26 protein-coding genes are annotated in these 19,257 nt (G+C 67.2%); 21 read left to right on the forward strand and 5 right to left on the reverse strand.

Going from position 1 to position 19,257, the window contains the following annotated elements:
* Nucleotides 1-56: 56 nt before the first annotated feature.
* Nucleotides 57-326, reverse strand: coding sequence for a hypothetical protein (locus tag ITJ43_RS14820; protein ID WP_194584630.1), 270 nt, complete (start codon nt 324-326; stop codon nt 57-59).
* Between the two features lie 70 nt (nt 327-396).
* Here ITJ43_RS14820 and ITJ43_RS14825 point away from each other — a divergent pair, with 70 nt between their 5' ends.
* Nucleotides 397-720: a hypothetical protein gene (locus ITJ43_RS14825; RefSeq protein WP_194584631.1), complete on the forward strand. Its 324-nt coding sequence runs from the start codon at nt 397-399 to the stop codon at nt 718-720.
* Here ITJ43_RS14825 and ITJ43_RS14830 read toward each other — a convergent pair.
* Nucleotides 710-955 (reverse strand): glutaredoxin domain-containing protein, encoded by a 246-nt coding sequence (locus ITJ43_RS14830; protein WP_194584632.1) that lies wholly within the window; start codon nt 953-955, stop codon nt 710-712. The two genes, ITJ43_RS14825 and ITJ43_RS14830, sit on opposite strands and share 11 nt — an antisense overlap.
* 296 nt (nt 956-1,251) lie before the next feature.
* On the opposite strand from ITJ43_RS14830, the gene ITJ43_RS14835 reads away from it, so the two are divergent.
* From ITJ43_RS14835 to ITJ43_RS14885, 11 genes are all read left to right on the forward strand, one after another.
* Entirely contained in the window at nt 1,252-1,494 is a 243-nt protein-coding gene (locus ITJ43_RS14835; protein WP_194584633.1) for a hypothetical protein, read from the forward strand.
* Between the two features lie 207 nt (nt 1,495-1,701).
* Entirely contained in the window at nt 1,702-2,781 is a 1,080-nt protein-coding gene (locus ITJ43_RS15170; RefSeq protein ID WP_228495974.1) for a hypothetical protein, read from the forward strand.
* A 245-nt stretch (nt 2,782-3,026) separates the two neighbouring features.
* Nucleotides 3,027-3,749, forward strand: a complete 723-nt coding sequence (locus tag ITJ43_RS14845; protein WP_228495978.1) for a hypothetical protein — start codon at nt 3,027-3,029, stop codon at nt 3,747-3,749.
* Nucleotides 3,749-5,677, forward strand: coding sequence for a hypothetical protein (locus ITJ43_RS14850; protein WP_194584635.1), 1,929 nt, complete (start codon nt 3,749-3,751; stop codon nt 5,675-5,677). Before ITJ43_RS14845 ends, ITJ43_RS14850 begins: the two co-directional genes overlap by 1 nt.
* A 310-nt stretch (nt 5,678-5,987) precedes the next feature.
* Nucleotides 5,988-6,230: a glutaredoxin-like protein NrdH gene (gene nrdH, locus ITJ43_RS14855; RefSeq protein WP_194584636.1), complete on the forward strand. Its 243-nt coding sequence runs from the start codon at nt 5,988-5,990 to the stop codon at nt 6,228-6,230.
* Nucleotides 6,227-6,856, forward strand: coding sequence for a hypothetical protein (locus ITJ43_RS14860; protein ID WP_194584637.1), 630 nt, complete (start codon nt 6,227-6,229; stop codon nt 6,854-6,856). Before nrdH ends, ITJ43_RS14860 begins: the two co-directional genes overlap by 4 nt.
* A gap of 44 nt (nt 6,857-6,900) precedes the next feature.
* Nucleotides 6,901-7,101 carry a type II toxin-antitoxin system HicA family toxin gene (locus ITJ43_RS14865; protein WP_016465437.1) on the forward strand — a complete coding sequence of 67 codons (201 nt, stop codon included), beginning with the start codon at nt 6,901-6,903 and terminating at the stop codon, nt 7,099-7,101.
* 8 nt (nt 7,102-7,109) lie between these two features.
* Nucleotides 7,110-7,505 carry a hypothetical protein gene (locus ITJ43_RS14870; protein ID WP_194584638.1) on the forward strand — a complete coding sequence of 132 codons (396 nt, stop codon included), beginning with the start codon at nt 7,110-7,112 and terminating at the stop codon, nt 7,503-7,505.
* Nucleotide 7,506: 1 nt separating this feature from the next.
* Nucleotides 7,507-8,007 carry a thermonuclease family protein gene (locus ITJ43_RS14875; RefSeq protein WP_194584639.1) on the forward strand — a complete coding sequence of 167 codons (501 nt, stop codon included), beginning with the start codon at nt 7,507-7,509 and terminating at the stop codon, nt 8,005-8,007.
* Between the two features lie 94 nt (nt 8,008-8,101).
* Nucleotides 8,102-8,875 carry a ParA family protein gene (locus ITJ43_RS14880; protein WP_228495975.1) on the forward strand — a complete coding sequence of 258 codons (774 nt, stop codon included), beginning with the start codon at nt 8,102-8,104 and terminating at the stop codon, nt 8,873-8,875.
* A complete protein-coding gene (locus tag ITJ43_RS14885; protein WP_194584641.1) occupies nt 8,872-9,234 on the forward strand; it encodes a hypothetical protein in 363 nt (120 codons plus the stop codon). Before ITJ43_RS14880 ends, ITJ43_RS14885 begins: the two co-directional genes overlap by 4 nt.
* Before the next feature lie 33 nt (nt 9,235-9,267).
* Here ITJ43_RS14885 and ITJ43_RS14890 read toward each other — a convergent pair whose 3' ends face one another.
* Nucleotides 9,268-9,573, reverse strand: coding sequence for a hypothetical protein (locus tag ITJ43_RS14890; protein ID WP_194584642.1), 306 nt, complete (start codon nt 9,571-9,573; stop codon nt 9,268-9,270).
* A gap of 163 nt (nt 9,574-9,736) precedes the next feature.
* On the opposite strand from ITJ43_RS14890, the gene ITJ43_RS14895 reads away from it, so the two are divergent.
* The 9 genes from ITJ43_RS14895 to ITJ43_RS14935 all read left to right on the forward strand — a co-directional run bounded on the left by ITJ43_RS14895 (nt 9,737) and on the right by ITJ43_RS14935 (nt 18,469).
* Entirely contained in the window at nt 9,737-10,951 is a 1,215-nt protein-coding gene (locus ITJ43_RS14895; RefSeq protein WP_194584643.1) for a ParA family protein, read from the forward strand.
* 4 nt (nt 10,952-10,955) lie between these two features.
* A complete protein-coding gene (locus tag ITJ43_RS14900; protein ID WP_194584644.1) occupies nt 10,956-11,237 on the forward strand; it encodes a hypothetical protein in 282 nt (93 codons plus the stop codon).
* A complete protein-coding gene (locus ITJ43_RS14905; protein ID WP_228495976.1) occupies nt 11,234-11,917 on the forward strand; it encodes a hypothetical protein in 684 nt (227 codons plus the stop codon). Before ITJ43_RS14900 ends, ITJ43_RS14905 begins: the two co-directional genes overlap by 4 nt.
* Nucleotides 11,917-13,167, forward strand: coding sequence for a hypothetical protein (locus ITJ43_RS14910; RefSeq protein WP_194584645.1), 1,251 nt, complete (start codon nt 11,917-11,919; stop codon nt 13,165-13,167). The genes ITJ43_RS14905 and ITJ43_RS14910 overlap by 1 nt, the downstream gene beginning before the upstream one ends.
* A complete protein-coding gene (locus ITJ43_RS14915) occupies nt 13,164-14,834 on the forward strand; it encodes an SCO6880 family protein (protein WP_194584646.1) in 1,671 nt (556 codons plus the stop codon). The genes ITJ43_RS14910 and ITJ43_RS14915 overlap by 4 nt, the downstream gene beginning before the upstream one ends.
* Complete coding sequence (locus tag ITJ43_RS14920) at nt 14,831-16,273, forward strand: ATP/GTP-binding protein (protein WP_194584647.1); 1,443 nt, start codon at nt 14,831-14,833, stop codon at nt 16,271-16,273. The genes ITJ43_RS14915 and ITJ43_RS14920 overlap by 4 nt, the downstream gene beginning before the upstream one ends.
* A complete protein-coding gene (locus tag ITJ43_RS14925; protein ID WP_194584648.1) occupies nt 16,270-17,259 on the forward strand; it encodes a M23 family metallopeptidase in 990 nt (329 codons plus the stop codon). Before ITJ43_RS14920 ends, ITJ43_RS14925 begins: the two co-directional genes overlap by 4 nt.
* Before the next feature lie 10 nt (nt 17,260-17,269).
* Nucleotides 17,270-17,542, forward strand: coding sequence for a hypothetical protein (locus ITJ43_RS14930; protein ID WP_194584649.1), 273 nt, complete (start codon nt 17,270-17,272; stop codon nt 17,540-17,542).
* Nucleotides 17,543-17,611: 69 nt separating this feature from the next.
* On the forward strand, nt 17,612-18,469 hold the full coding sequence (locus tag ITJ43_RS14935; protein ID WP_194584650.1) for a hypothetical protein: 858 nt from the start codon (nt 17,612-17,614) through the stop codon (nt 18,467-18,469).
* A 79-nt stretch (nt 18,470-18,548) separates the two neighbouring features.
* Here ITJ43_RS14935 and ITJ43_RS14940 read toward each other — a convergent pair whose 3' ends face one another.
* Both ITJ43_RS14940 and ITJ43_RS15240 read right to left on the reverse strand, forming a co-directional pair.
* Nucleotides 18,549-18,968 carry a hypothetical protein gene (locus tag ITJ43_RS14940; protein WP_228495977.1) on the reverse strand — a complete coding sequence of 140 codons (420 nt, stop codon included), beginning with the start codon at nt 18,966-18,968 and terminating at the stop codon, nt 18,549-18,551.
* An 86-nt stretch (nt 18,969-19,054) separates the two neighbouring features.
* Nucleotides 19,055-19,180: a zinc finger domain-containing protein gene (locus tag ITJ43_RS15240; protein WP_267238060.1), complete on the reverse strand. Its 126-nt coding sequence runs from the start codon at nt 19,178-19,180 to the stop codon at nt 19,055-19,057.
* Nucleotides 19,181-19,257: the final 77 nt, after the last annotated feature.

A 19,257-nucleotide genomic window follows, 5' to 3' on the forward strand; every position in this document is an offset into this window, starting at 1 on the left:
GCCCGCGAGGATAGCTCGCGGGCATGGCCTGGGGCGCTGATTGTCCACACCCACGCTCAGGAGTAGGCGCGGTGGACGTGCCATTCGCCGGCGCCGCCGTAGACGTCGAACACGAACGATTCGCCGGCAGGGTCGGTGCCCTGGAATCGCCACCCGTACATGCCGCGGCCGCGGTGGGGTTCGTCGAGGTCGACGCTCCACACGCTCTCTCGCAGCCGTGTGGGCTCGTCGGTGACCGTCCACCGCCGGCCGGCGTAGAACATGCGTGCCGGCTGCTCGTTGACCAGCCAGAGAGTCACTTCATGTTCTAATTCGATCGCCGTCATAGTCTCTGAGGATAGAACATCTGTTCTATCCTGGCTATCTGAATCTCGGCCGGAGGGAGGATCGGCCGCGGTGACGACGAACAGGCGCTACGAAGAGCACTTCGCCGCCAAGCACGCCCAATCCCTCATTGACGCTGCTCCCCCGCCGTGCACGCTTCCGCAGCAGGCGTATGGGCCGCAGCGCATCGAGTGGGTGAAGGGCTCGAACCCGCCCGTGTGGGCGTGGGTGAGCTGGCCGGATCGTGCCGCTGAGCGCATCGCGGCGCACGCACGGGGTTGGAACGATCGCGTGGTGATTGTCACCTGGTACGGCCCGCGGGGACAGCTTGATTGCGTCGTCTGGCGCAACGCCGTCACCCACAGGCGGGCCGAGAGCCCAGGCGCTAGGCGCTGAGGCTCGCGTGGCGCAGCTCCACGATCTTGTCGAGCCGTAGTCCTGTCCAGCTTTCGCCGGTCGACGTCGTGACCAGCGGCAGCTCACGCACGCCGCGGCCGCGCAGCTCGTCGACCAGTCCCGCCGCGTGGACGTCGACGACCTCGAACGGGATGCCGGCAAGCCGCAGCGCCGTGCACGTGTTCGTGCACTTCCAGCATCCCTCTGCCCCGTACACCGTCACCTGAACGCTCATCGTTGGTCACCCTCTCGCAGTTGTCGGCTGTTCAGCCGATGCATCGCCATCGGCTGATACCCGCCGCCCTGCGACCCGTGGAGGGCGGGTCAAGGGCCGGCTCTGCTGGGATTCCGCAGGAATCTGCGTAGCACCCTTGACGCGCCCGGAGCGGGGCGCAACCACGCCACCAGTCCCCCGCGGCCGCGGCCGCGGCAGCTCGAGCAGTTGACACGTACGTGTCAGTAACGGTGTTAACACCACCGAATGCGGCGTGTCGTTCCCGCCGCGGTGTTAACACCGTTACTGTCGGCGTCATGTCCAGACGTCAGATTCCCCGTGGCACGCGTCTTGCGGCCACTCGTCTGTCGCTGATCGTTGAGGAAGAGCGCAAGCGACGCTTCGATCAGATGGCGGCTCAGGCCGGCATGTCATCGGCGGGCTTCTTCGAAGCCGTCGTGACCCATCTGGAGAACGACCTCACAGACCGAGGGGTGCCCCACTGGCTCCCCCAGCCTGAGCCGAGAGATGGGGAGCTGCCTATCGGCGACGTCGCATAAATGACTTCGCCCCTCGCGTGATGCGAGGGGCGAAAAGTGTCAAGTCCGATCCGGTGAAGTTTGGCGACTGAACGGATCGAGATTTTCAAAGAACCGCCCACGAGGGGCGGGGCTTTGTCGTACCCACCCTCCGAGGAAGGCTGGTATGTGCATAGGTTAGCTCACGCGCGCCCTGATAGCCATAGCGCTAGGGTTCAGCACGCGGGCGTGTCGCGCGATCGCCGCGGCTCGTGGGCTCTGCCGGCGCCCTCTGGGGCGTACGCAGAGCTGCCGGCCTGGTGGTCGGCTGAGGCGTGGTTCGACGCGGTGATGGACGCGCTGCGCACGCCCGAGGGCGAAGAGCTGCGCCGGAGGGCGCGCGTCGCGGCCGCGACGTTGTTGCGCGTCGCGTACGCCGATCGGTTGTCGGCCGACAGGGCGACAGGGCGCGACGTGTCCACGGCGCACGAGACGGTCGCCGCTCAGCTCGGGATGAGCAGCAAGACCGTGCAGCGTGCACGGCACTTGCTCGAAGCTCTGGGCCTGGCGGTCACCGTGGCTGAGGGACGCTATCTGACGACCGCTGAGCGGGAGCAAGCGCGCCTGGTGCATGGGAGCGACCAGGTGCGTGCGGCGTCGACGAGAGCGCTCGTGATGCCGGCGACGACTACCGCTGGCCGCGCGCCTCAGAATCCTCGATCTGTGGAGAATGTCCACCTACCTGTCTCTCCGTCAGGAGAGCAGGTATCTCACGTTCTCAAATCATCACCAACGCGCGCGCATTCGCGCGCTCGTGAGGGCACCGCTGCGCGGCGCCCAGCGACGACGAAGAGGAACAGGCCAACGGCCCCAGAGGCGCCCCGCGCAATCGCGGTGCAGCAGCTCGCGGCGCGGTTGGCCAGTCGGATGCCGTGGCTTGATCGAGGCGCGCACATCGGCCGAGTGTGCTCGCTGATCGAGCGGATGCAGCTCGTGGAACGAGGCTGGACGGTGCAGCAGATCGTCGACCGGATCGACGATCACGTGCGCGGCGCCGGCATCCGAATTGCCGATCCTGACGACCAGCGCGACCCCCTCGGATACCTCGCGTGGATGCTCCGCGCGGCGGTGCCGGCGGACGAGCTGGCACCCTTCGAGCGCGTCGCTCAGGAGCGGCGCGAGCGCATGGCGAGAGCTGCGGCGCAGAGCGCGGCCGAGGCCGCGCGCCGTGCTCAGATCGATGCCGAACAGGACGCGATCGAGGCCACGTTGGCCGCGATGCGCGCACAGTTCCCCCGCCTCCCCAAGCCACAACGCCTATTCGTCTGAGTATTCACTCAGAGCGAATAGGCAAACGAACCTAATCGGTTCGTTTGCCCTTGTCCTGCCGTCCCCCCCACGCTTCGCGCTTTCCAATCTCCACCCCTCAGCGTTACACTTTTCGGAATGGAGATTGGAAAGTTCTGGGGGGGACGGCAGGACAAGGGCAGTTAAAGAATGGTGTGTGTGGCAGGGGACGGAAGGCGGGCTGTTCGGTGCAGGTGACGTTGCGGGATGAGCGGGTTTTCGAGTGGATGCGGGTGGTGCGTATCGCTGACTCGGAGGCGCTTAGGTGGGTGCTGGCGGCGACGGATGGAAGGTCGGAACCGGTGTCGGCGCGGAGGGCTCAGCAGTGGATCGCGCGGGGCGTTGAGGCGGGCGTGATCGAGCGCGCGCGGCCGATCTTCCGGGACGGTTCGGTGGTGTGGTTGTCTCACGCGATGTCGGGTCGGTCGGCGCCGAATCTGTTCCGCGCGACGACGCGACACGAGGTGGCCGTAGCCGCTCTGTCGGCTCGGTTCCTCGCCGCCGGCTACTCGTGGGAGCGCGACAGTCAGCCGCGGTCGACGAAGGAGCACGCGGCCGATGGGGTCGCTCGACTCGGTGAACGTGTCGAGCGGGTGGAGGTGGAGCTGACAGCGAAGGCGCTGCCGCGCTATCAGCTGATCCTCTCCGGGCACGGCCGGTGGCTGACCGAGGGTGTCGAGCGGGTTGTGTACGTGGGTACGCCTACGGCGATGCGCGCGGTCGCGCGTGAGGCCGACAAGTGGGTGCACCCGGCGGTTCGTGACCGCCTAGTGACGTTGCCCGTGCTCGATGAGCGCGGGCACATCGTGGAGAGCTTGGACGGCTTGTGGGCGTCGACCGATCAGCTCGAGCAATTGACACGCACGGGTCAGCTGCTCGAGCAAGAGCCGGCGGTGCCGGCACCGGTGTTGCCGGCACCGCCGTTGCCGGTGTGGGGAGGGCGTGACTGATGAGCCAGACCAACGTGCAGCCGAAGCCGGCGCCGACAGATACCACGACCGAGTTCTTCGGCAGTGTGTTGCAGATCGTCGTCGTGCTCGTCCTGGTGCTGTTGTTCCTGCCCTTGGCGGTGCCGCTGCTGGTTGCTGGCTTTGCCGGCAACCGGGTGGCTAAGCGGCATTGGTTCTGGGTGACCTACCGGTGGCACCTGGCGGTCAATGTCGCGGCCGTGGCGATCGTCGCGGCCGTGCTCACGGCCGAGGCCGTGGCCGTGGCCGGGTGGATCGCGAGCGGGGACGCTCGCACGTTTGTGCAGGGCGACGGGTGGCCCCTCGCCCTGCTGTCGAGCTGGTGGCCCTATCTGCTGCTGAATCTGTTGCTCGGCGTGTTGCTGGTGCCCGTCGCCTGGTCGTGGCGACGGCGCCGTATCGCGGAGCTGGTGCGCACCCGGAAGGTGCCCGATGTGCTCACGCAGGAGCACATTGAGAGCGCCAGGAAGCGGGCGGCGGATATCGTCACCGCCCGCCGGGTGGGACTGCGCCTGGACGCGCGCACGGGCGCGCTCGCGCCCAGCGGGCGCGCTGCGTTGGTCGTCGCGCCCCACCCGGTGCCGGTCGTGCGTCCGAAGGCCGGCGGAGGTCGCGAGCGGGTGACGTTGCAGGGCATCGGCATGATCGAGCGGCCGACGATTCGCACGATCGGGGATCGGATGCAGGACACCCGCAGGGTGCCCGACTGGACCGATCCCGCCGGCACCTACGTGGTGCTGCCGGAATCGGCCGGCGCTCAGCGGGTGCTCATGTTCGCGGAAAGCGGCTCGGGCAAGTCCGTGCTGCTCCAAGACGCGATTCTCGCGGTCTTGGAGCTGGGCTGGCCCGTGTTCTTCATCGACGCGAAGGGCGACCCCGACGACGCCGACAGGCTCGCGGCGATCGCGCGAGCTCGCGGCCACAGCGTCAGCGTCGCGGAGCCGTGGAACCTGTTCACCGGCTCCGCTGCGGAAATCACCTCGAAGATCATGCGGACGCTGCCGACGTCGACCGGCGACGGCCAGTTCTACAACGATGAGGTCAATTCTGCGCTGAACGCGATCCAGGCCCACGCTCCCTTGACGGGGATGCGCGACCTGTTTGGCCGGCTCGCTGATGCCGCCCCGCACGTGCGGGATCAGGCTCAGCTGACGATGCTCTACGAGCCGGTCGACAAGAACAACACGCCGCGCGTGGCGCGCGTGACGAGCCGGCTCATGCTGGCTCTGGGGCCGTTGGAGCCGCACCTGTCGGCGTCGGGGTGGAGCTTCGAGAACCGCACCGCCGATCTGACGATCGTGCCCCTCTCCCCCGCCGACAGGGCACAGGCCACCGTAGGTGACCTGATGCTCGCCGATCTTCGGCGGTGGATGAGCGCGCGCTTGTCGCGGCGCGACAAGACGCCCGCGGTCGCGTTCGTCGACGAGTTCGCGCAACTCGTCACGGACGACAGCGACCCCGGCGATATCGCCGCGTCGCTGTTCGAGACAGCCCGATCGGCCGGCATCGGCCTCTGGCTGGCCGCACAGTCGGTCGCGGGTGTCTCACAGGATGAGACACGCCGCCGACGCGCCCTGTCCAGCGGCGCGGCGCTGGTCATCGGCCGGTCGAAAGACCCCGAGGACGTCGTATCGTTCGCCGGCACCGCGATGCGCCTCGAAGCATCCGGCGCTGCGACCGGCGACGAGCTGCGATCCGCGCGTGCTCAACACACCTACGTCATCCCGCCGGATGACGTGCGCCGCGCGGCGGTGGGGCAGTTCTACATCGTGCAAGGCGGAGCTATCGCGGTGTTCCGCGCTCTCCCCTCCCCCACGCTCACCGCCGCCATCGACCAGGCCGCGCACGCGGCGGCTGAACCGGTCGACGAGCCCGCGGCCGCGGTCGACGAGGAACACGCGACGAGCTGAGCCACCCCCTGCGGGGCTGGGCGGGCGCATGCGCCCGTGGGGGGACGGCCGCTGCGCGGCCGCGGTCCAGGTGCCCTACGGGCACCCGTTTTTCTGCCGTGAAGCCTTCGGCAGCATACGGACGTCCGGGTTCCGCGCAAGCGGCAAGCCGCCGGCTCCGCCGAGATTTTCGGCACGCGGTCGCTACGCTCCCTTATTTCGCGCCGAAATTCTCTCCCCCGCCGCCCTCCGGGTTGCACTCCTCCCTCCCGTCCTAGCGGCGACAAGTCGCCTTCACGGCAAAAAACGTGAGGGGGAAGGGATGAGAGCAATGAGCGTTCAGGTGACCGTGTTCAGCCGCACAGGCTGTGTCCAATGCAACGCGACCTATCGGGCGCTCGACGGGCGCGGGGTCGAGTATCAGATCGTCGACGTCGACGAGCTGCGCGAGGGCGCCGTCGACGAGCTGCGCGCGCTCGGGTTCCTCCAGCTCCCCGTGGTCAAGGTCGAGGGCGGGGCCGCATGGTCAGGGTTCCGTCCCGACCTCATCGCAGAAATCGAGGTGGCGGCATGAGCGCCACGGTGGCCGCTCCCCTGGTGGCGGCGATCGAAGAAGCATGGGCCGCGATCCGTGAGCGTCACCAGGACGTGCCCGAGGTCGTCGTTACGCTCGGCAGCGGTAGCGACGCGAAGGGCATGAAGCTCGGCCACTTTGCGGCACAGCGGTGGGTGCGCGGTGAGGACGAGTTGCACGAGCTGTTCGTCGGCGGTGAAGGGCTCGTGGCGGGGGCGGCGTCGGTGCTCGCGACGCTGCTGCACGAGGCCGCACACGCGGCCGCGACCGCTCGCGGCATCCAGGACACCAGCCGTCAGGGCCGCTACCACAACCAGAAGTTCAAGACCATCGCGGAGAGCTTCGGCCTCACCATCGAGCACGACGCCCGGATTGGGTGGAGTGTCACGGCGCTCCCTGAGCGCACCGAAGCCGCGTACGCCGACACCATCGCCATGCTGCACCAGGCGATCACCGCGCACCGCCGCGCCGAGGCCGTCACCGTAGGCGGAGGCCGCAAGAGCAACAACAACGGTGCGTCGGCAGAATGCGGCTGCGGTCGCAAGATTCGCGCGTCCCTGACCGTCATCGAAGCCGGCCCCATCCTCTGCGGAATCTGCGGCACCGAATTCACCCCGGATGTATAGTCCAGGCTTGACATTGCATGTATAGGGAGGGGTATACTAGAGTCATGAAGGAAGCGAAGCGGGGCGAGGTCGAGAAGTTCCTACGCGAGCAGGGCTACTCGGTTGCCAGCGACAAGGGCGACCACACGAAGTGGAGCAAGCCGGGGGCGCGTTCGATTCCGCTCCCCCGCCACAACCGGATTTCACCGGGGGTGCTCAGGTCGATTGAAAAGGTGATCGGCCACCTCCCCGAAGAGTGGAAGTGAGACAGAACATGACCCGCAGGACCTACCAGCTCACCGCGACCCGAGAGGGTCAGTGGTGGATCATCGACGTTCCCGAGCTTGACTACCGCACCCAGGCGCGCAAGCTCGATCAGGTCGAGCACATGGGCCGCGATCTCATCGCGCTTATGGAGGACATCGCGCCCGACAGCTTCGACGTCGCGACGGTCATCGCCATGCCCGAGAGTGTCGCTGCTCAGCTCGACGAGGCCACCCGACTGGAACACGAAGCCCGCGAGGTCGCCGCACAAGCGGCGCGCGATCGCCGCGCGGCCGCGCGTGCGCTCCACGACACCTACGGGCTGTCCGCGATCGAGGTCGCCGCCGTTCTCGGCGTGACCCGTGCGCGGGTGTACCAGCTCCTAGACGAGAAGGCGACGGCGTGACATGAGAGCGGGACGCCTCGCTGGCGTCAGCGCGGCCGTTCTCGTCGTCGCTCTCACCGGCTGCACTCCCCCGGAGTCTGCGCCGGCCGGCGCCGAGCACGGCCGGGTCGCTGCCGTTGTCGACGGCGACACGATCAAGGTCGACACAGCGACCGGTACCGTGCGTGTGCGCATCATCGGGATCAACACCCCCGAGATAGGGCGCGATGGGCAGTCGAGCGAGTGCTACGCCGAGCAAGCTCGCGACTACCTCGACCAGCTCGTCTACGGGCGAACGGTCGACCTCTCCCCCGACCCCTCCCAGGCCGATACGGACAAGTACGGGCGGCTGCTGCGACACGTCTACCTCGACGGCGTGAACGTCGCGCTGACCGAGATTCAGGCCGGCGTCGGCGCGGAGTACACCTACGACAAGCCCTACACCGGGCAGAGCGACTACCGCGCCGCACAAGCAGCGGCGCAAGCCGCCGGCCGCGGACTGTGGGGCTCCTGCTCCCCTTAGCTATCTGTCTTTCTAGAAAGCTATCTAGAAAGACAGATAGAGAGTTAGTCAGATAGATAGAACGCTAGATAGAAAGAAGGCGTATACTGTGAGCATGCAAACCGTGATGGTCTACAGCGAGGCCGGCGGCGTCAGCAAGACGACCGCGGCCGTGTCGGTGGCGATGACCGCGGCCGAGGCGGGGCACCGCACCGTCCTGATCGACCTCGACCCCCGCGCCGCATCGACGAAGTGGACGCGCATCGCGCCTGTGGGGGAGGGGCTGCACGTTGGCGCCATTCTCGGCGCCAAGGAAGAGCCCACCGGCTGGGCGGAAGACCTGGCGGTGCAGAGCACGTGGCACCCGCTGCTGCGCGTGATCCCCTCCGCGCGCGACCTGAGCAACCGCGAGAGCGACCGCGACGACTACGCCGAGCTGCGCCTAAAGACGTCGCTCGTCGATCTGCAAGCCGACGTCGTGGTGATCGACTGCGCCAACCGGCAAGGCGGACCCCTGACCCTCTCGGCGCTGCACGCGGCCGACCGCGTGCTGTACGCCGCTACGGCGTCCGATTCCGGCGTGGATGGGGTGACGGGTGCTCAGCGCACCGTTGACACGTTCAGGCGCAGCATGGCGCGTCTGGGAGCGGCCGCGACGATCGAAGAGGCCGGTGTGGTGATGACCCGTGACGGAACCGGGTTCCTGTCCTACGCCGAGCAGGATGCAATCGACCAGGTGCGCGAGCTGGCGCCGATCATCGAGCCGATCGTGCCGCACCTGGCGATCGTTCCTGAGGTGCGCATGGCGGGGGAGTGGTACGGCGCGTACCGCAAGGGCGCCGCGATCCGAGATGCGTACACCGAAGTGATGCGAAAGGTGATCCGATGACCACGCCACAGCCCGACCGTCCCGCTCGCACTCGTCCTCGTCCCGCCGCCGATGCAGGGGTGGACCCGATCGACTTCGGAACGCGCGCAGCTCCCGCAACCGCCCCCACGACTCCTGTCGAGGGCAAGGGCGCCCCGGCGCCCGCGGCAGCTCCCGAGCAGCCGGCAGCGGCGCCCACAGCCCCCGTGGTGTCCGCGTCAGCGCCGCAGACGCCAGCCGGGGGAGCTGAGGTGACTGTGCAGCTCGCCACCCGCATCAGCCTGAACGTGAACGACGTGCTCACCCAGGCATACCGGCGCACCGGCAAGAAGAAGCGCGAGCTGATCGAGGAAGCGATTCTCCGCACCTGGTCGAACTGACACGTACGTGTCAACTGCTCGAGCTGGCGATGCTCAGCCGAGAACCCAGCTCACGAACGCGAGCAGTTCGGTCGTGACGCGCTCGCGGTTTGCCGCGTAGCGGCTGCCACGGCCGGCGCCGCCCTCGATCGCGGTGATGAAGCCGCGCTCTGCGAGCTCGTTCAGAGCATCAATCGTCGTGGTCACGGCGAGCCCGGTCGCCCGTGTGACCTCTGCCCGCGATGCCGAGGGCACGCGCAGAAGGTGGCGAAGGCAGATCAGTCGCGACTCGTTCTGGAACACCCGATGCGCGTTGAGCGCAGCCCCGGTGAGGTCGGGGATAGGCGGGCGGCGGGGCATGCCGACATTCTGCCAGCTAGGGGGGTGCTTCCTATGAAAGCGGATTCGCCACCTGTTCGTCTTACGGATTATTCGTTACTCTGTTGATAGGCGGGCTGACCTGACATCGCGGTTTCGATGTCACTCCCGCGGACTACCATGTACGAAAACGCAGGGGGTGCGCATGACGAATTTTGAGACGCCGCAGCCATTTCGGGGCGCGAATCGGGCTCAGGGATACATCGAGGATGCCGGGGTGGTGTCGGCTCACGACATCCCGCCCGCTGTCCCCCAAATGGGGGACAACGCGAATAATGCGCTTGCCTCGCCAGCAGAGCAGCGCCTAGCGCAGTTCCGCGCAGACCCGGCGGTTGACGCCCCGCCGGTCGAGGCGACCGTGCCGGCCGTGACGTCGGCGCCCGCTGTGGAGGTGCCCGCGGCTGAGCCCGAGGCGCCGCGGCCGCAGGGCGTGCCGAATGTCGACCTTCGGATGACGAGGCGTGAGGCATCGGAAACTTCCCGTCACGGGTGGCGGGGGATGCTCCGCAACATGGGCTTGACGATCAAGCCCAGTGCCGGCGAAATTCGCGCGTCCGAGCTGGGCCGTGCTCGCTCGCTCATCCGTCTTTCGCAGTGGCAGCGCAGCGTCGGCATCCTGGTGGCGAATCCCAAAGGCGGCGTCGGCAAGACGCCGCTCTCGCTCGCGATCGGGGGTTGCTTCGCAACGATCCGCGGGGGAGGGGCAGTCGTCGTCGAGGTATCAGACGATCCCGGCGCGCTGTCCGTTCGGGCGGAGGGTCGGGCGCCCGTGGGCGTGGCCGAGCTGTTGCGAGATCTCGATGAGATCCGCGGCGCCGGCCACCTGGCCGGCTACGTGTCGCAGCAGACGAGCTACGCCGCGGTGATCGGCACCGTTGGCGATCGCGAAGCGCTCACCGGCGCCGATGTGCACCGCCTGACGCACAAGCTCGACGAGTTCTATCCGGTGCGCGTGATGGACACCGGAAACCAGCCCAGCTCGTCCGCATTCCACGGTGCTTTGGAGTACACCGACGTCCTGGTGATCCCCGTCCTCGATGCGCTGGACGCCCTACAAGGCGCCATGCAGCTGCTACGGCACCTTCACCAGCTGGGAGGCCACGCGCAACACCTGGCGCAGACGGCGATCGTCGTACGCACGCACGACGGGCGCCCCGAGGACGCCGAGGTGAGCCGCGTTGTGGCCGAGCTCATCGAACAGTCCGGCATCCAGTCGGTCTATCACGTGCCTGTCGATCGACACATCGCGGAACGAACCGCGCTCAGCTACGGGCAGCTCGCGCCCGCGACCACCGACGCCATTACGCGGCTTACCGCGGGCATCGTCGACCAACTCAACACCGAACTTCGAAAGGCCTAGAGACATGAACAACCCGCTCGACGGAATCATCCCGGACTTCACCATCTTTGGTGCCCAATTCACGGAGCTTTGGCAAAAGCTCCTCGCCGGTGTGTGGGGGATCGCGATCGTCGTCGTGATCGTCTGGCTCATCATGGGCTTCGTCAAGATGGGGCAGAACAGCGAGACGAACCCCGCGGCCGTGGCCGCGGGCAAACAGCAGGTCATCACCGCCGGCATCAGTCTCGGATGCCTCGCGGCGCTGACCGTGATCGTCGGCGCTGTCCTCGCGATCTTCGCCCGATGATGAACGCTCAGCCCGCATCCTCCCGCCGCCGGCTCTGGCTGTGGCTCGCCGCAGCCGCCGTGGCGGTCGTCGTCATCGTCGCGGGAGTCGTTGGGCTGAGCCTGGCCAACGGGCCGCGCGACGACGCCGGCCCCGGCCCGGTACAGAGCACCGCGCCTATCGCAACTCCGTCGGCGCCCGCCTCGTCCGCACCCCCTGTGGCGGCGGGCGTCGACGGCTGTCTTGGCGGCGACGCCCGCAGCCCTCAGTCGGTGCTGGACGCGCAGTCGCGCGCGCCGCACACCACTGAGGGCGCGGTGTCGTTCGCGATCGCCTTCGCCCGCTGGCTCGCACAGAAGCCGGCGGTCCCACAGGACGAGGTAACGCTCATCGGTAGTACCGCGTCGCGCATCCCGAATCTCGCTGAGGTTGCGGCTTCGGCGGCGAAGGTCGATGCCAGCCAGTTCTACGTCACGAGCCTGAATGGGTACTACCGGATCGACACGTTCACGGCCGACCGTGTGGAGCTGACGCTGATGCTCCCGCTGGTGGTGAACGGGGCCATCGACCCGACTCTGAATCTCATGCCGTCTTATGCGGTCGTCTGGACAGAGAAGGGCTGGGTGATCGAGGACGGATTGAGCGTCAAGGACGCCAACACCCTGCGCACCACTGGCGTGCCGATCCCAGGGGCGTGCTGATGTTCAAGATGGACGCTCCCAGCCTCCCGGACATCATCGGGGGTGCGGTCGACTCGATCGGTGGGGTGGTGAATTTCTGGGCTGATCCGTGGGGCAATATGTACAAGACCGCGCGCGAGGCTGTCGTCAGTCTCAGCCGGGACGTCATCCCCGCGATCACCGGATCGACGCTGCCAGACCTCACGTTGCCGTCGTTTATCAGCACCTATCAGGTGTCGTTCGCCCTCGCGTTGATGGTCGCCATTGTGCTGCTCATCTTCCAGTTCGTCCGTGCGGCGAAAGGGAGCATGAGCGGGCAGGAGCTTTTCGATTCGATCGCTCTCTACTTCCCCGGCTTCATCCTCGGGATCAGCTTCGGTCCCGCTATCGGCATACTCCTCGTCGAGTTCGTTCGCGCTCTCACGCGCAGCCTGATCGGCTGGGCGTACGGCGGCACGATCGACCAGATGATCAACACGTTCGCTCAGATCGCGGTCGACGACCCGAGCAAGATCGCGGGCGGCGCCGCTGTCGGTGCTCTCGTCTTGTGGTGCATGGTGCTCGGGCTGATCATCATCCCGGCGATCTTCGTCTTCCAGCTCGTCGTTCAGAACTTCTCGGGCGTGCTCATCCCGCTCGCGGCTGTGTGGATCGTCGACAGCGGCCGGCGCAGCGCCGGCCTGGCCGTCATTCAGCTCTGGGTGGGGATGCTCGCCGTTCAGCCGGTTCTCTTCCTGCTGCTCGGGTTCGCGTTCCGGCTCAACATCGACGCCGTTGGCCAGTGGGGCAACGACGGGTTCAAGAACCTTGTCGGGCTGCTGATTGCTGTCATCGCGAACTTCCTCGCGGTCGTCGCACCGTTCGTGCTCATCTCGTGGGGCAAGAAGCACCTTGCCGGCGCGCCCGCGTCGGACGCGATGCCGACGCGGCCTCTCGGTGCACCGTCGCCCGGTCAGAAGGGCTCGGTTGCGAGCCGCCCTGCGCCGCCCGTGCGGTCGGCGCAGCCGGTGCGGGCTATGGCTACCCCGGAGAACGCTCGCGGGGCCGTAGCGACCAAGCTGGGCGCGCAGACGGCGACAGCGCGGGGCCGCAGCGCCACCGTGGGGGTCGGCGCGAAGGCGGCGGGCGTCGGAGCCAAAGCGGCCGGCGCCGCCACGGCCGGCGCCACCATTGCCGCTCAGGGAGCAGTCACGGCTACACGGAAGGCGAGTGAGACAGCGCACACGAGCATCACGCCGCCGCCCGTTCAGGGGAAGGAGCGCCCGCAGTGAGCGACGCAGAACAGCCCGAACGCGGGGTTTTCATTCTCGGTGGCGAAGGAAGCCACCGCGGATTCTGGGGCGGGCAGAACAAGACCCGCGCATGGGGAACGGTGCTCATCATCGTCGTGGGCATGGTGTTCACGCCCTCGGTCGGGTGGCCGGCGATCGCCGTGGCTGTGGCCGCGGTGGCGGTGCTGATCGTGCTCACGAGCGGCACGCACAACGGCAGCATCCTCGAGCGGCGTCGTCGTCAGCGTCGCTTTCGCGCGGCGCGGCAGACGCACGCCGACGAGTACATTCCGTACGACGCCGATCGGGCGGCGCTGCTGACCACGGCTCTCGCTCAGACCCGCAAGAGCAAGGACAAGGCCGACCGGGACTCTCGCGTGGCGTGGGCTCGCGAGCTGGCGGCGATGCGCGCCAACCCGGACGGGTGCGACGGGATGGGCTGGTTGCAGTCCGGCCGCGGCGTCCCCGGCATCGCCTGGCACGGTCCTGCCGGCGAAGAGCCCTACCTGAGCGTCGCTTTCTCGGTGAGTGGCCAACTGCGCGGTATGGAGTCGCCCGAAAACGTCGTGCTCGGCGCCGAGGCCTTCGGCGCGTTCCTGGCGAGCAAAGCCGCCCCGTCGTCGCTGTTGCGCGTCGTGCAGCCCGTGACTCGCGTTCTGCCGGCCGATACGGCCCTGCAGGAGTTCTGGGTGCTCAACAACATTGACCCCCAGGCTCCCGAGTGGGCGACGGCCTCTTATGAGGAAGTCCTGTTGGAGTCGTCCCGCGGCGCGATGGTGCAGCGGCACTACGTCGTCGGCCGCTGGCCGCTCAACAGCCGGTTCGTGCAGCAAGCCCGCAAGTACGGGCCTGGCCGCGACGGCTGGCGCAAGCTCATGGCCTCCGAGATTGAGTCGTTCCGGCGCGGGCTGCTCGATGCTCGCAACGGGTGGGCGGAACCGCTCACCGCGCGCGGCACCGCGGCCGTGATCCGCCACATGCAGAACCCCTCCCGGCCGCTCGACCTCGTGCGCGACGTTGAGCCCACGAACGTAGGGGAGCGCTCACCGGGCGGCGAATACTCGGCACACGTCGTCGATGGGATCGACCCGGAAACGGGCCAGCCCGTGCAGTGGTGGCACCGCACGGCCGCGATCCGCGCTGAGCACTTGACGGTCGCGCAGCGGCGGCCGCTGTGGCTGCTTGACCTTCTCGTTGGTCGTGAGCTTGACGTGATCCGAACGGTGACGTTCCACATCGAGCTGGTGCCGGCGGTCGAGGCCCGCCATGCGGCACGTCGCGACCTGGTGTCCGATATGGCAACCGATCTTTCCGAGACAGCGAACGGGCGTATCCCGCTCGACGAGGGAAGCGTGCGCGTCGCGGCCGCGCAGCGCCGCCGCGCTGACCTGGCCGAGGGCAGCGGCCACCACGGCACGAACTGGGTCGGCTACATCACCATTACCGCCGAGAGCCGCGACCAGCTCGCGACGGCCAGCCGGGAGCTGGCCGAGCTGTGCGCGAACGAGGTCGGCATTCAGAAGCTGGAATGGCTCGACTCCTACCAGCCCGCCGCGAGCGGCAACACGTGGCCGATCGGTCGCGGCATCCGCCCGCACACGCCCACCTTCGGAGCTCGCGTCATGCGGGCTCTCGCGGGTGGGGGAGACAAGGAGGCGATCGCGTGAGCGACACCACCGCGCCGCGCCGCTCACGGCGTGCCCGCAAGAGCGCCGAGCAGGTCGAGGTCGACCTCGAAGAGGCGATCGACATCGAAGCCGGCGAAGTCTCGCCGTACGAGCTGCCGGGGCCACAGCGCCGCGCCAAGACCCGCAAAGCCGAGCGCGGTTACTACGCGCCGGCTTTCGAAGGCGCCCCGTCGACCACCCGTCAGGCCTCCGTGCTGAACACGGCGCTTATCGGCCCGGTGACCGGAACAGCCGGCGTGGCCAACGGGCGCGACATGCTGTCGCACTCCCTCATCACGCACGACCCCGTGACGGCGTACAACTCGACGCCGCGGCTGATTTCTAGCCCGAACTCGATCGTGTGCGGGGGAGTGGGTGGCGGAAAGTCGAGCTTCGTCAAGACGGTCTACGTCACCCGCCCGCTCGTGATCCGTTACCGCCGCGCGGTCATCTTCGACAAGAAGGCCCGCGGCGGCGAAGGCGAGTACGCCGAGCTGGTGCGCGAATGGGGCCAGGGTGAACCCATCCGGTTCACCACGGACGGCTCAGGCTCGCGCCTGAACCTGTTGGACCCGCTGATCGTGTCCCAGATCGGTGACGCCGGCACCTACCGGCTACTGCACGCCATTGTGCGCATCGCGCGGGACGGTGCCCGCATTGACGACTGGGAAGAAGAGGCCGCACGGTCCGCGCTGAAACGCACCCTCGCCGCCTACGACGGGGTGCGGGCGCCCACGCTGGCTGACCTTCTGCCCCTGCTGGGGAGAGTCGACGACTATCCCGACCTCACCGAGCACGCCCGCGACCGGCTGCACCAGGCCGGCCTCGGCGTCCGGTTCACCCTGGAAGGGCTGCTCGACGAGTACGGCGGGATGCTCGACGGAGACACGAGCGAGAACGTGAACCTCACCGGCAAGCTCACGAGCTTTGATATCTCGCAGCTTCCCACCGAGGGGCCGTCCTCGCATGTGGTCCGGGCGATCGGCAACCAGTGGATGCTGGGCCGTCTGCGCACCGATCCGGGCTGGCAGACCACGTGCATCAACGAGGAAGGCTGGGACATGGTTGACGGGCCGGCCGCGCACCTTCTGAAGTCCAATCAGAAGCTCTCCCGCGGTGTCGGCTTGAACAACGTGTTCGTGTTCCACAAGGGCCTCGATATCCCTCTGGACTCACCCGGCCGCACCGTCATCAGCGAAGCGCAGAGCATCTACGTGTTCCGCCAGGACCGCAAAGAAGATGCCGACTGGGCCGTGCGCACCTTCGGTTTCGACCCGTCGACATCGAGCGTCCTCCAAAACCTCGCGCCGGGGCAGTTCATCTTCAAGTACGGCAACGTCCCCGAAACGCACGTCGAGCACGTGCGTTCGTCGATCGAGGTCGGGCTGACCGACACCGACGAGGGGATGCGAGGGGACCTGCGCCGGGACAACGCATGAGGAAGATCGTCGCAGGGCTCGTCGTGGCGATGCTCGCCGCCGTTTTCGGCGTGACGTTCGTCCTCGGCTCCGTGCAGCGCGCCGACGCGCACGGCATGTGCCTCAGCGACACCAAAGCCCTGCCGGCCGACGTCGCCGGCTACAAGGGCGAGCAGCTCGTGAACGCGGCCGCGATCATCCGCGCCGGCATCGACCTTGGCGTCGACCAGCACGGCCAGGTGCTCGCGGTCATGACCGCGATGGGCGAATCGGGCCTGCGCAACATCACCTACGGCGACTGGGAGACTTCCGGCGTCACCAACCCCAACGGCACCCGCACGACCAGCATTGGGCTGTTCCAGCAGCAGGAGTCGTGGGGGAGCGTTCAGGAGCGGATGGACCCGTCCCGCTCCGCCGGCCTGTTCTACAGCCGGCTACTCGCCGTTGCGGGCTGGCAGAGCATGGCGCCGACGCTCGCGATTCACGCGGTGCAGATCAACGCCGACCCGCAGCACTACGCACGCTTCGAGAAGGACGCCACCGCGATCGTCGCGGCGCTCACCACGAGCTGCCCCGGCGGGTCGGGCGCGTGGATCGTCCCGGCCCGCGGGCACGTGACCGACACGTTCGGCTCGTGCGCGATCGACCGCCCCGGCCAGGACGACAAGACCTGCCACAAGGGCACCGACCTCGCGGACGGCACCTGTGGGGGACCGATCTGGGCGGCGGGTGCCGGCAAGGTCACCTTTGCCGGCGTGCAGCCCTTCCGCGGGAACGTGGTGTGGATCGACCACGGTGGCGGGATCGTCACCGGCTATTTCCACATGGAGGCCGGCCTTCTCGTGAAGACCGGCGACGTCGTGAGCCCCGGAACGCAGCTCGGGAAGATGAGCGACACCGGATTCGCTGAGGGCTGCCATCTGCACTTCCAGGTCGAGAAGAACGGCACACCGATCAACCCCGAACCCTTCATGGCCGCCCAGGGCGCCCCTCTACCCCACCAATAGGAGAACCTCAATGTTCCTCACCCTCACCGCTCTTAACGACGGCAACCCTGAGATCGTCAACCTCCGTGAGATTCGACGCGCGTGGATATCACGGAACGAAGTGGCGCAGCGTTTCGGCAACGAAGTTGAATCGGCATTGGTTTTGGTCATCGAGTTCGTCGGGGCGACCTCGATGGTTCGCTATGTGCCGGTCGACAGGAACGAGCGGCCCGATCCGAAGGAGACGGACGCCGCGACGGCTCTGCACAACTTCAATGTTGCTCTACTGGGTGCTGTGCGTTGATGGAGCCATTGACTCGCGACCACCTCTAGTCCGCGGTGGGCACGGCGGTAGCGCCGATACGCTACCGCCGTGCCCACCGAATTCGGAAGCTTCGACCGCATCGAGAACGAAGCCGAGCTCGAGATCGCTTCACGCGTCTTCAACGTCTCAGTCGCCCGTTTCCATCAGCTCGGGGAACTCCGAGAACCGATCCCAGAATCCATGATGGCAGTCGACGATGGCCACACGGCGCGTGTGCCCATCTCGTCTCAGGTGCAGATGGCTTTCGGTCGAGCCCACGATTCTCTTGAGGCCTTTCACGACTTGACCGTGAGGGGGGTGAACGCGGCAGCGACGCTCCGTCCTTACGCCCACTATGCGCTTCTCCGGATGGCATGTGAAGGTGCTGGGTTAGCCCAATGGCTTCTACGTCCGTCGAGGAAATACGGTCGGGTGTTGAGATCCCTCAACCTTGAGTTCACGCATCATGAAGATGCTAAAGAGTTCTCTTCCATACTGTCGGGGGACCGGTCGAACCGTGCGTCCCCGGAACTAGACAGGATTCTCCAACGCCTGAACGAGCTGAAAGACACCGTCCCCCAGCTGCGGGAGCGTCAACTGGGACGCATCCCGAGTTGGAGTGACATCCTCATCGATCTCTCGCCGCCACGTGGGCCGCGACGCGGAGGGCACGCCCCAGAATCACCGTTTGTCACTTGGAAAATCGCTACCGCTTTCCTTCATGGTTCCAGCGCGACCGTGCGGGCGTTGTCGGACATTCAGCAAAGAACAGAGTTCGGAGCCAACCGTGTTGCATCCGTCGAAATGAGACCGTCCTGGCGCGTCCTTGCCGCGTCATTCGCAGTCTGCGTTCAAATGCTCGACGACTTGAGTCAGCGACACGAGTTCCTCGCGACCCACGACTACTCGCAGAGGGCTCTTCTCTGAATCCTCGTTTGGACATAATAACCATTATCGGGGATTTCGGAACTGCGGTTTTTCGTACCTATCAACGATTCCGGCTTGGCTATTCAGGGTCGTATGTCACGTCGACAACCGTTCCACCTTCGACCGACCGCAGCCGAGCGACACCACGCGCGCGTAGACGGACGGAGCGCTCCGTCCCGTTGTCGGTCCATTCGTAGGGAACCCAGTCGTCCGCCAGCTCGTGGGGGTTGTGAGCCCACACGGCGGCGCGAGCTTCGCGCCAGGCCGCAGCGGAACCCCACAGCGGCACCACGTCGGGGCACCTGTGACCTGGTCGCCAGTGGCGATCGACGGTGCTCTTGGGGACGCTCAGCGCGGCGGCCGTCTCGCGAACGGACAGGCCAGCCTCCCGCGCATCGAACACGGCGAGGTGCAAGAACTGCGCCTCCATCGAGGCGGCGACGCTGGCGCGCTCCCGCGCGATCCTGAACGCCTCGGCCGAGCTGACGAACTCCGACATCGTGACCCCCTCAGAGCGTCCCACCGTGGGACACCTCAACTGTCCCACGGTGGGACAGTTGGAGTCAAGCCGGACGGAGCGGGTAGTTACACGCCCACGACGATGAGCTGGCAGTGGGCGCACCAGTAGCCGTGTGCTTCGCGGCGCAGCACCGTTCCGCAGTGTGGGCACTGCGGGGTGGCTGCCACCTCGAAGCCGTCAGGGGCGATCATGCCCGCGAGGATAGCTCGCGGGCATGGCCTGGGGCGCTGATTGTCCACACCCACGCTCAGGAGTAGGCGCGGTGGAC

Origin of the sequence: Microbacterium sp. VKM Ac-2870, from assembly GCF_015350795.1 — a bacterium.
Lineage (GTDB): Bacteria > Actinomycetota > Actinomycetes > Actinomycetales > Microbacteriaceae > Microbacterium.

What these genes read in the sequence shown, in the direction of transcription:
- ITJ43_RS14820 (WP_194584630.1), bottom strand. Translation starts at nt 326, where the DNA reads ATGACGGCGATCGAATTAGAACATGAAGTGACTCTCTGGCTGGTCAAC.
- ITJ43_RS14830 (WP_194584632.1), bottom strand. Translation starts at nt 955, where the DNA reads ATGAGCGTTCAGGTGACGGTGTACGGGGCAGAGGGATGCTGGAAGTGC.
- ITJ43_RS14835 (WP_194584633.1), top strand. Translation starts at nt 1,252, where the DNA reads ATGTCCAGACGTCAGATTCCCCGTGGCACGCGTCTTGCGGCCACTCGT.
- ITJ43_RS14845 (WP_228495978.1), top strand. Translation starts at nt 3,027, where the DNA reads ATGCGGGTGGTGCGTATCGCTGACTCGGAGGCGCTTAGGTGGGTGCTG.
- ITJ43_RS14850 (WP_194584635.1), top strand. Translation starts at nt 3,749, where the DNA reads ATGAGCCAGACCAACGTGCAGCCGAAGCCGGCGCCGACAGATACCACG.
- nrdH (WP_194584636.1), top strand. Translation starts at nt 5,988, where the DNA reads ATGAGCGTTCAGGTGACCGTGTTCAGCCGCACAGGCTGTGTCCAATGC.
- ITJ43_RS14860 (WP_194584637.1), top strand. Translation starts at nt 6,227, where the DNA reads ATGAGCGCCACGGTGGCCGCTCCCCTGGTGGCGGCGATCGAAGAAGCA.
- ITJ43_RS14865 (WP_016465437.1), top strand. Translation starts at nt 6,901, where the DNA reads ATGAAGGAAGCGAAGCGGGGCGAGGTCGAGAAGTTCCTACGCGAGCAG.
- ITJ43_RS14870 (WP_194584638.1), top strand. Translation starts at nt 7,110, where the DNA reads ATGACCCGCAGGACCTACCAGCTCACCGCGACCCGAGAGGGTCAGTGG.
- ITJ43_RS14875 (WP_194584639.1), top strand. Translation starts at nt 7,507, where the DNA reads ATGAGAGCGGGACGCCTCGCTGGCGTCAGCGCGGCCGTTCTCGTCGTC.
- ITJ43_RS14880 (WP_228495975.1), top strand. Translation starts at nt 8,102, where the DNA reads ATGCAAACCGTGATGGTCTACAGCGAGGCCGGCGGCGTCAGCAAGACG.
- ITJ43_RS14885 (WP_194584641.1), top strand. Translation starts at nt 8,872, where the DNA reads ATGACCACGCCACAGCCCGACCGTCCCGCTCGCACTCGTCCTCGTCCC.
- ITJ43_RS14890 (WP_194584642.1), bottom strand. Translation starts at nt 9,573, where the DNA reads ATGCCCCGCCGCCCGCCTATCCCCGACCTCACCGGGGCTGCGCTCAAC.
- ITJ43_RS14895 (WP_194584643.1), top strand. Translation starts at nt 9,737, where the DNA reads ATGACGAATTTTGAGACGCCGCAGCCATTTCGGGGCGCGAATCGGGCT.
- ITJ43_RS14900 (WP_194584644.1), top strand. Translation starts at nt 10,956, where the DNA reads ATGAACAACCCGCTCGACGGAATCATCCCGGACTTCACCATCTTTGGT.
- ITJ43_RS14905 (WP_228495976.1), top strand. Translation starts at nt 11,234, where the DNA reads ATGATGAACGCTCAGCCCGCATCCTCCCGCCGCCGGCTCTGGCTGTGG.
- ITJ43_RS14910 (WP_194584645.1), top strand. Translation starts at nt 11,917, where the DNA reads ATGTTCAAGATGGACGCTCCCAGCCTCCCGGACATCATCGGGGGTGCG.
- ITJ43_RS14925 (WP_194584648.1), top strand. Translation starts at nt 16,270, where the DNA reads ATGAGGAAGATCGTCGCAGGGCTCGTCGTGGCGATGCTCGCCGCCGTT.
- ITJ43_RS14930 (WP_194584649.1), top strand. Translation starts at nt 17,270, where the DNA reads ATGTTCCTCACCCTCACCGCTCTTAACGACGGCAACCCTGAGATCGTC.
- ITJ43_RS14940 (WP_228495977.1), bottom strand. Translation starts at nt 18,968, where the DNA reads ATGTCGGAGTTCGTCAGCTCGGCCGAGGCGTTCAGGATCGCGCGGGAG.
- ITJ43_RS15240 (WP_267238060.1), bottom strand. Translation starts at nt 19,180, where the DNA reads ATGATCGCCCCTGACGGCTTCGAGGTGGCAGCCACCCCGCAGTGCCCA.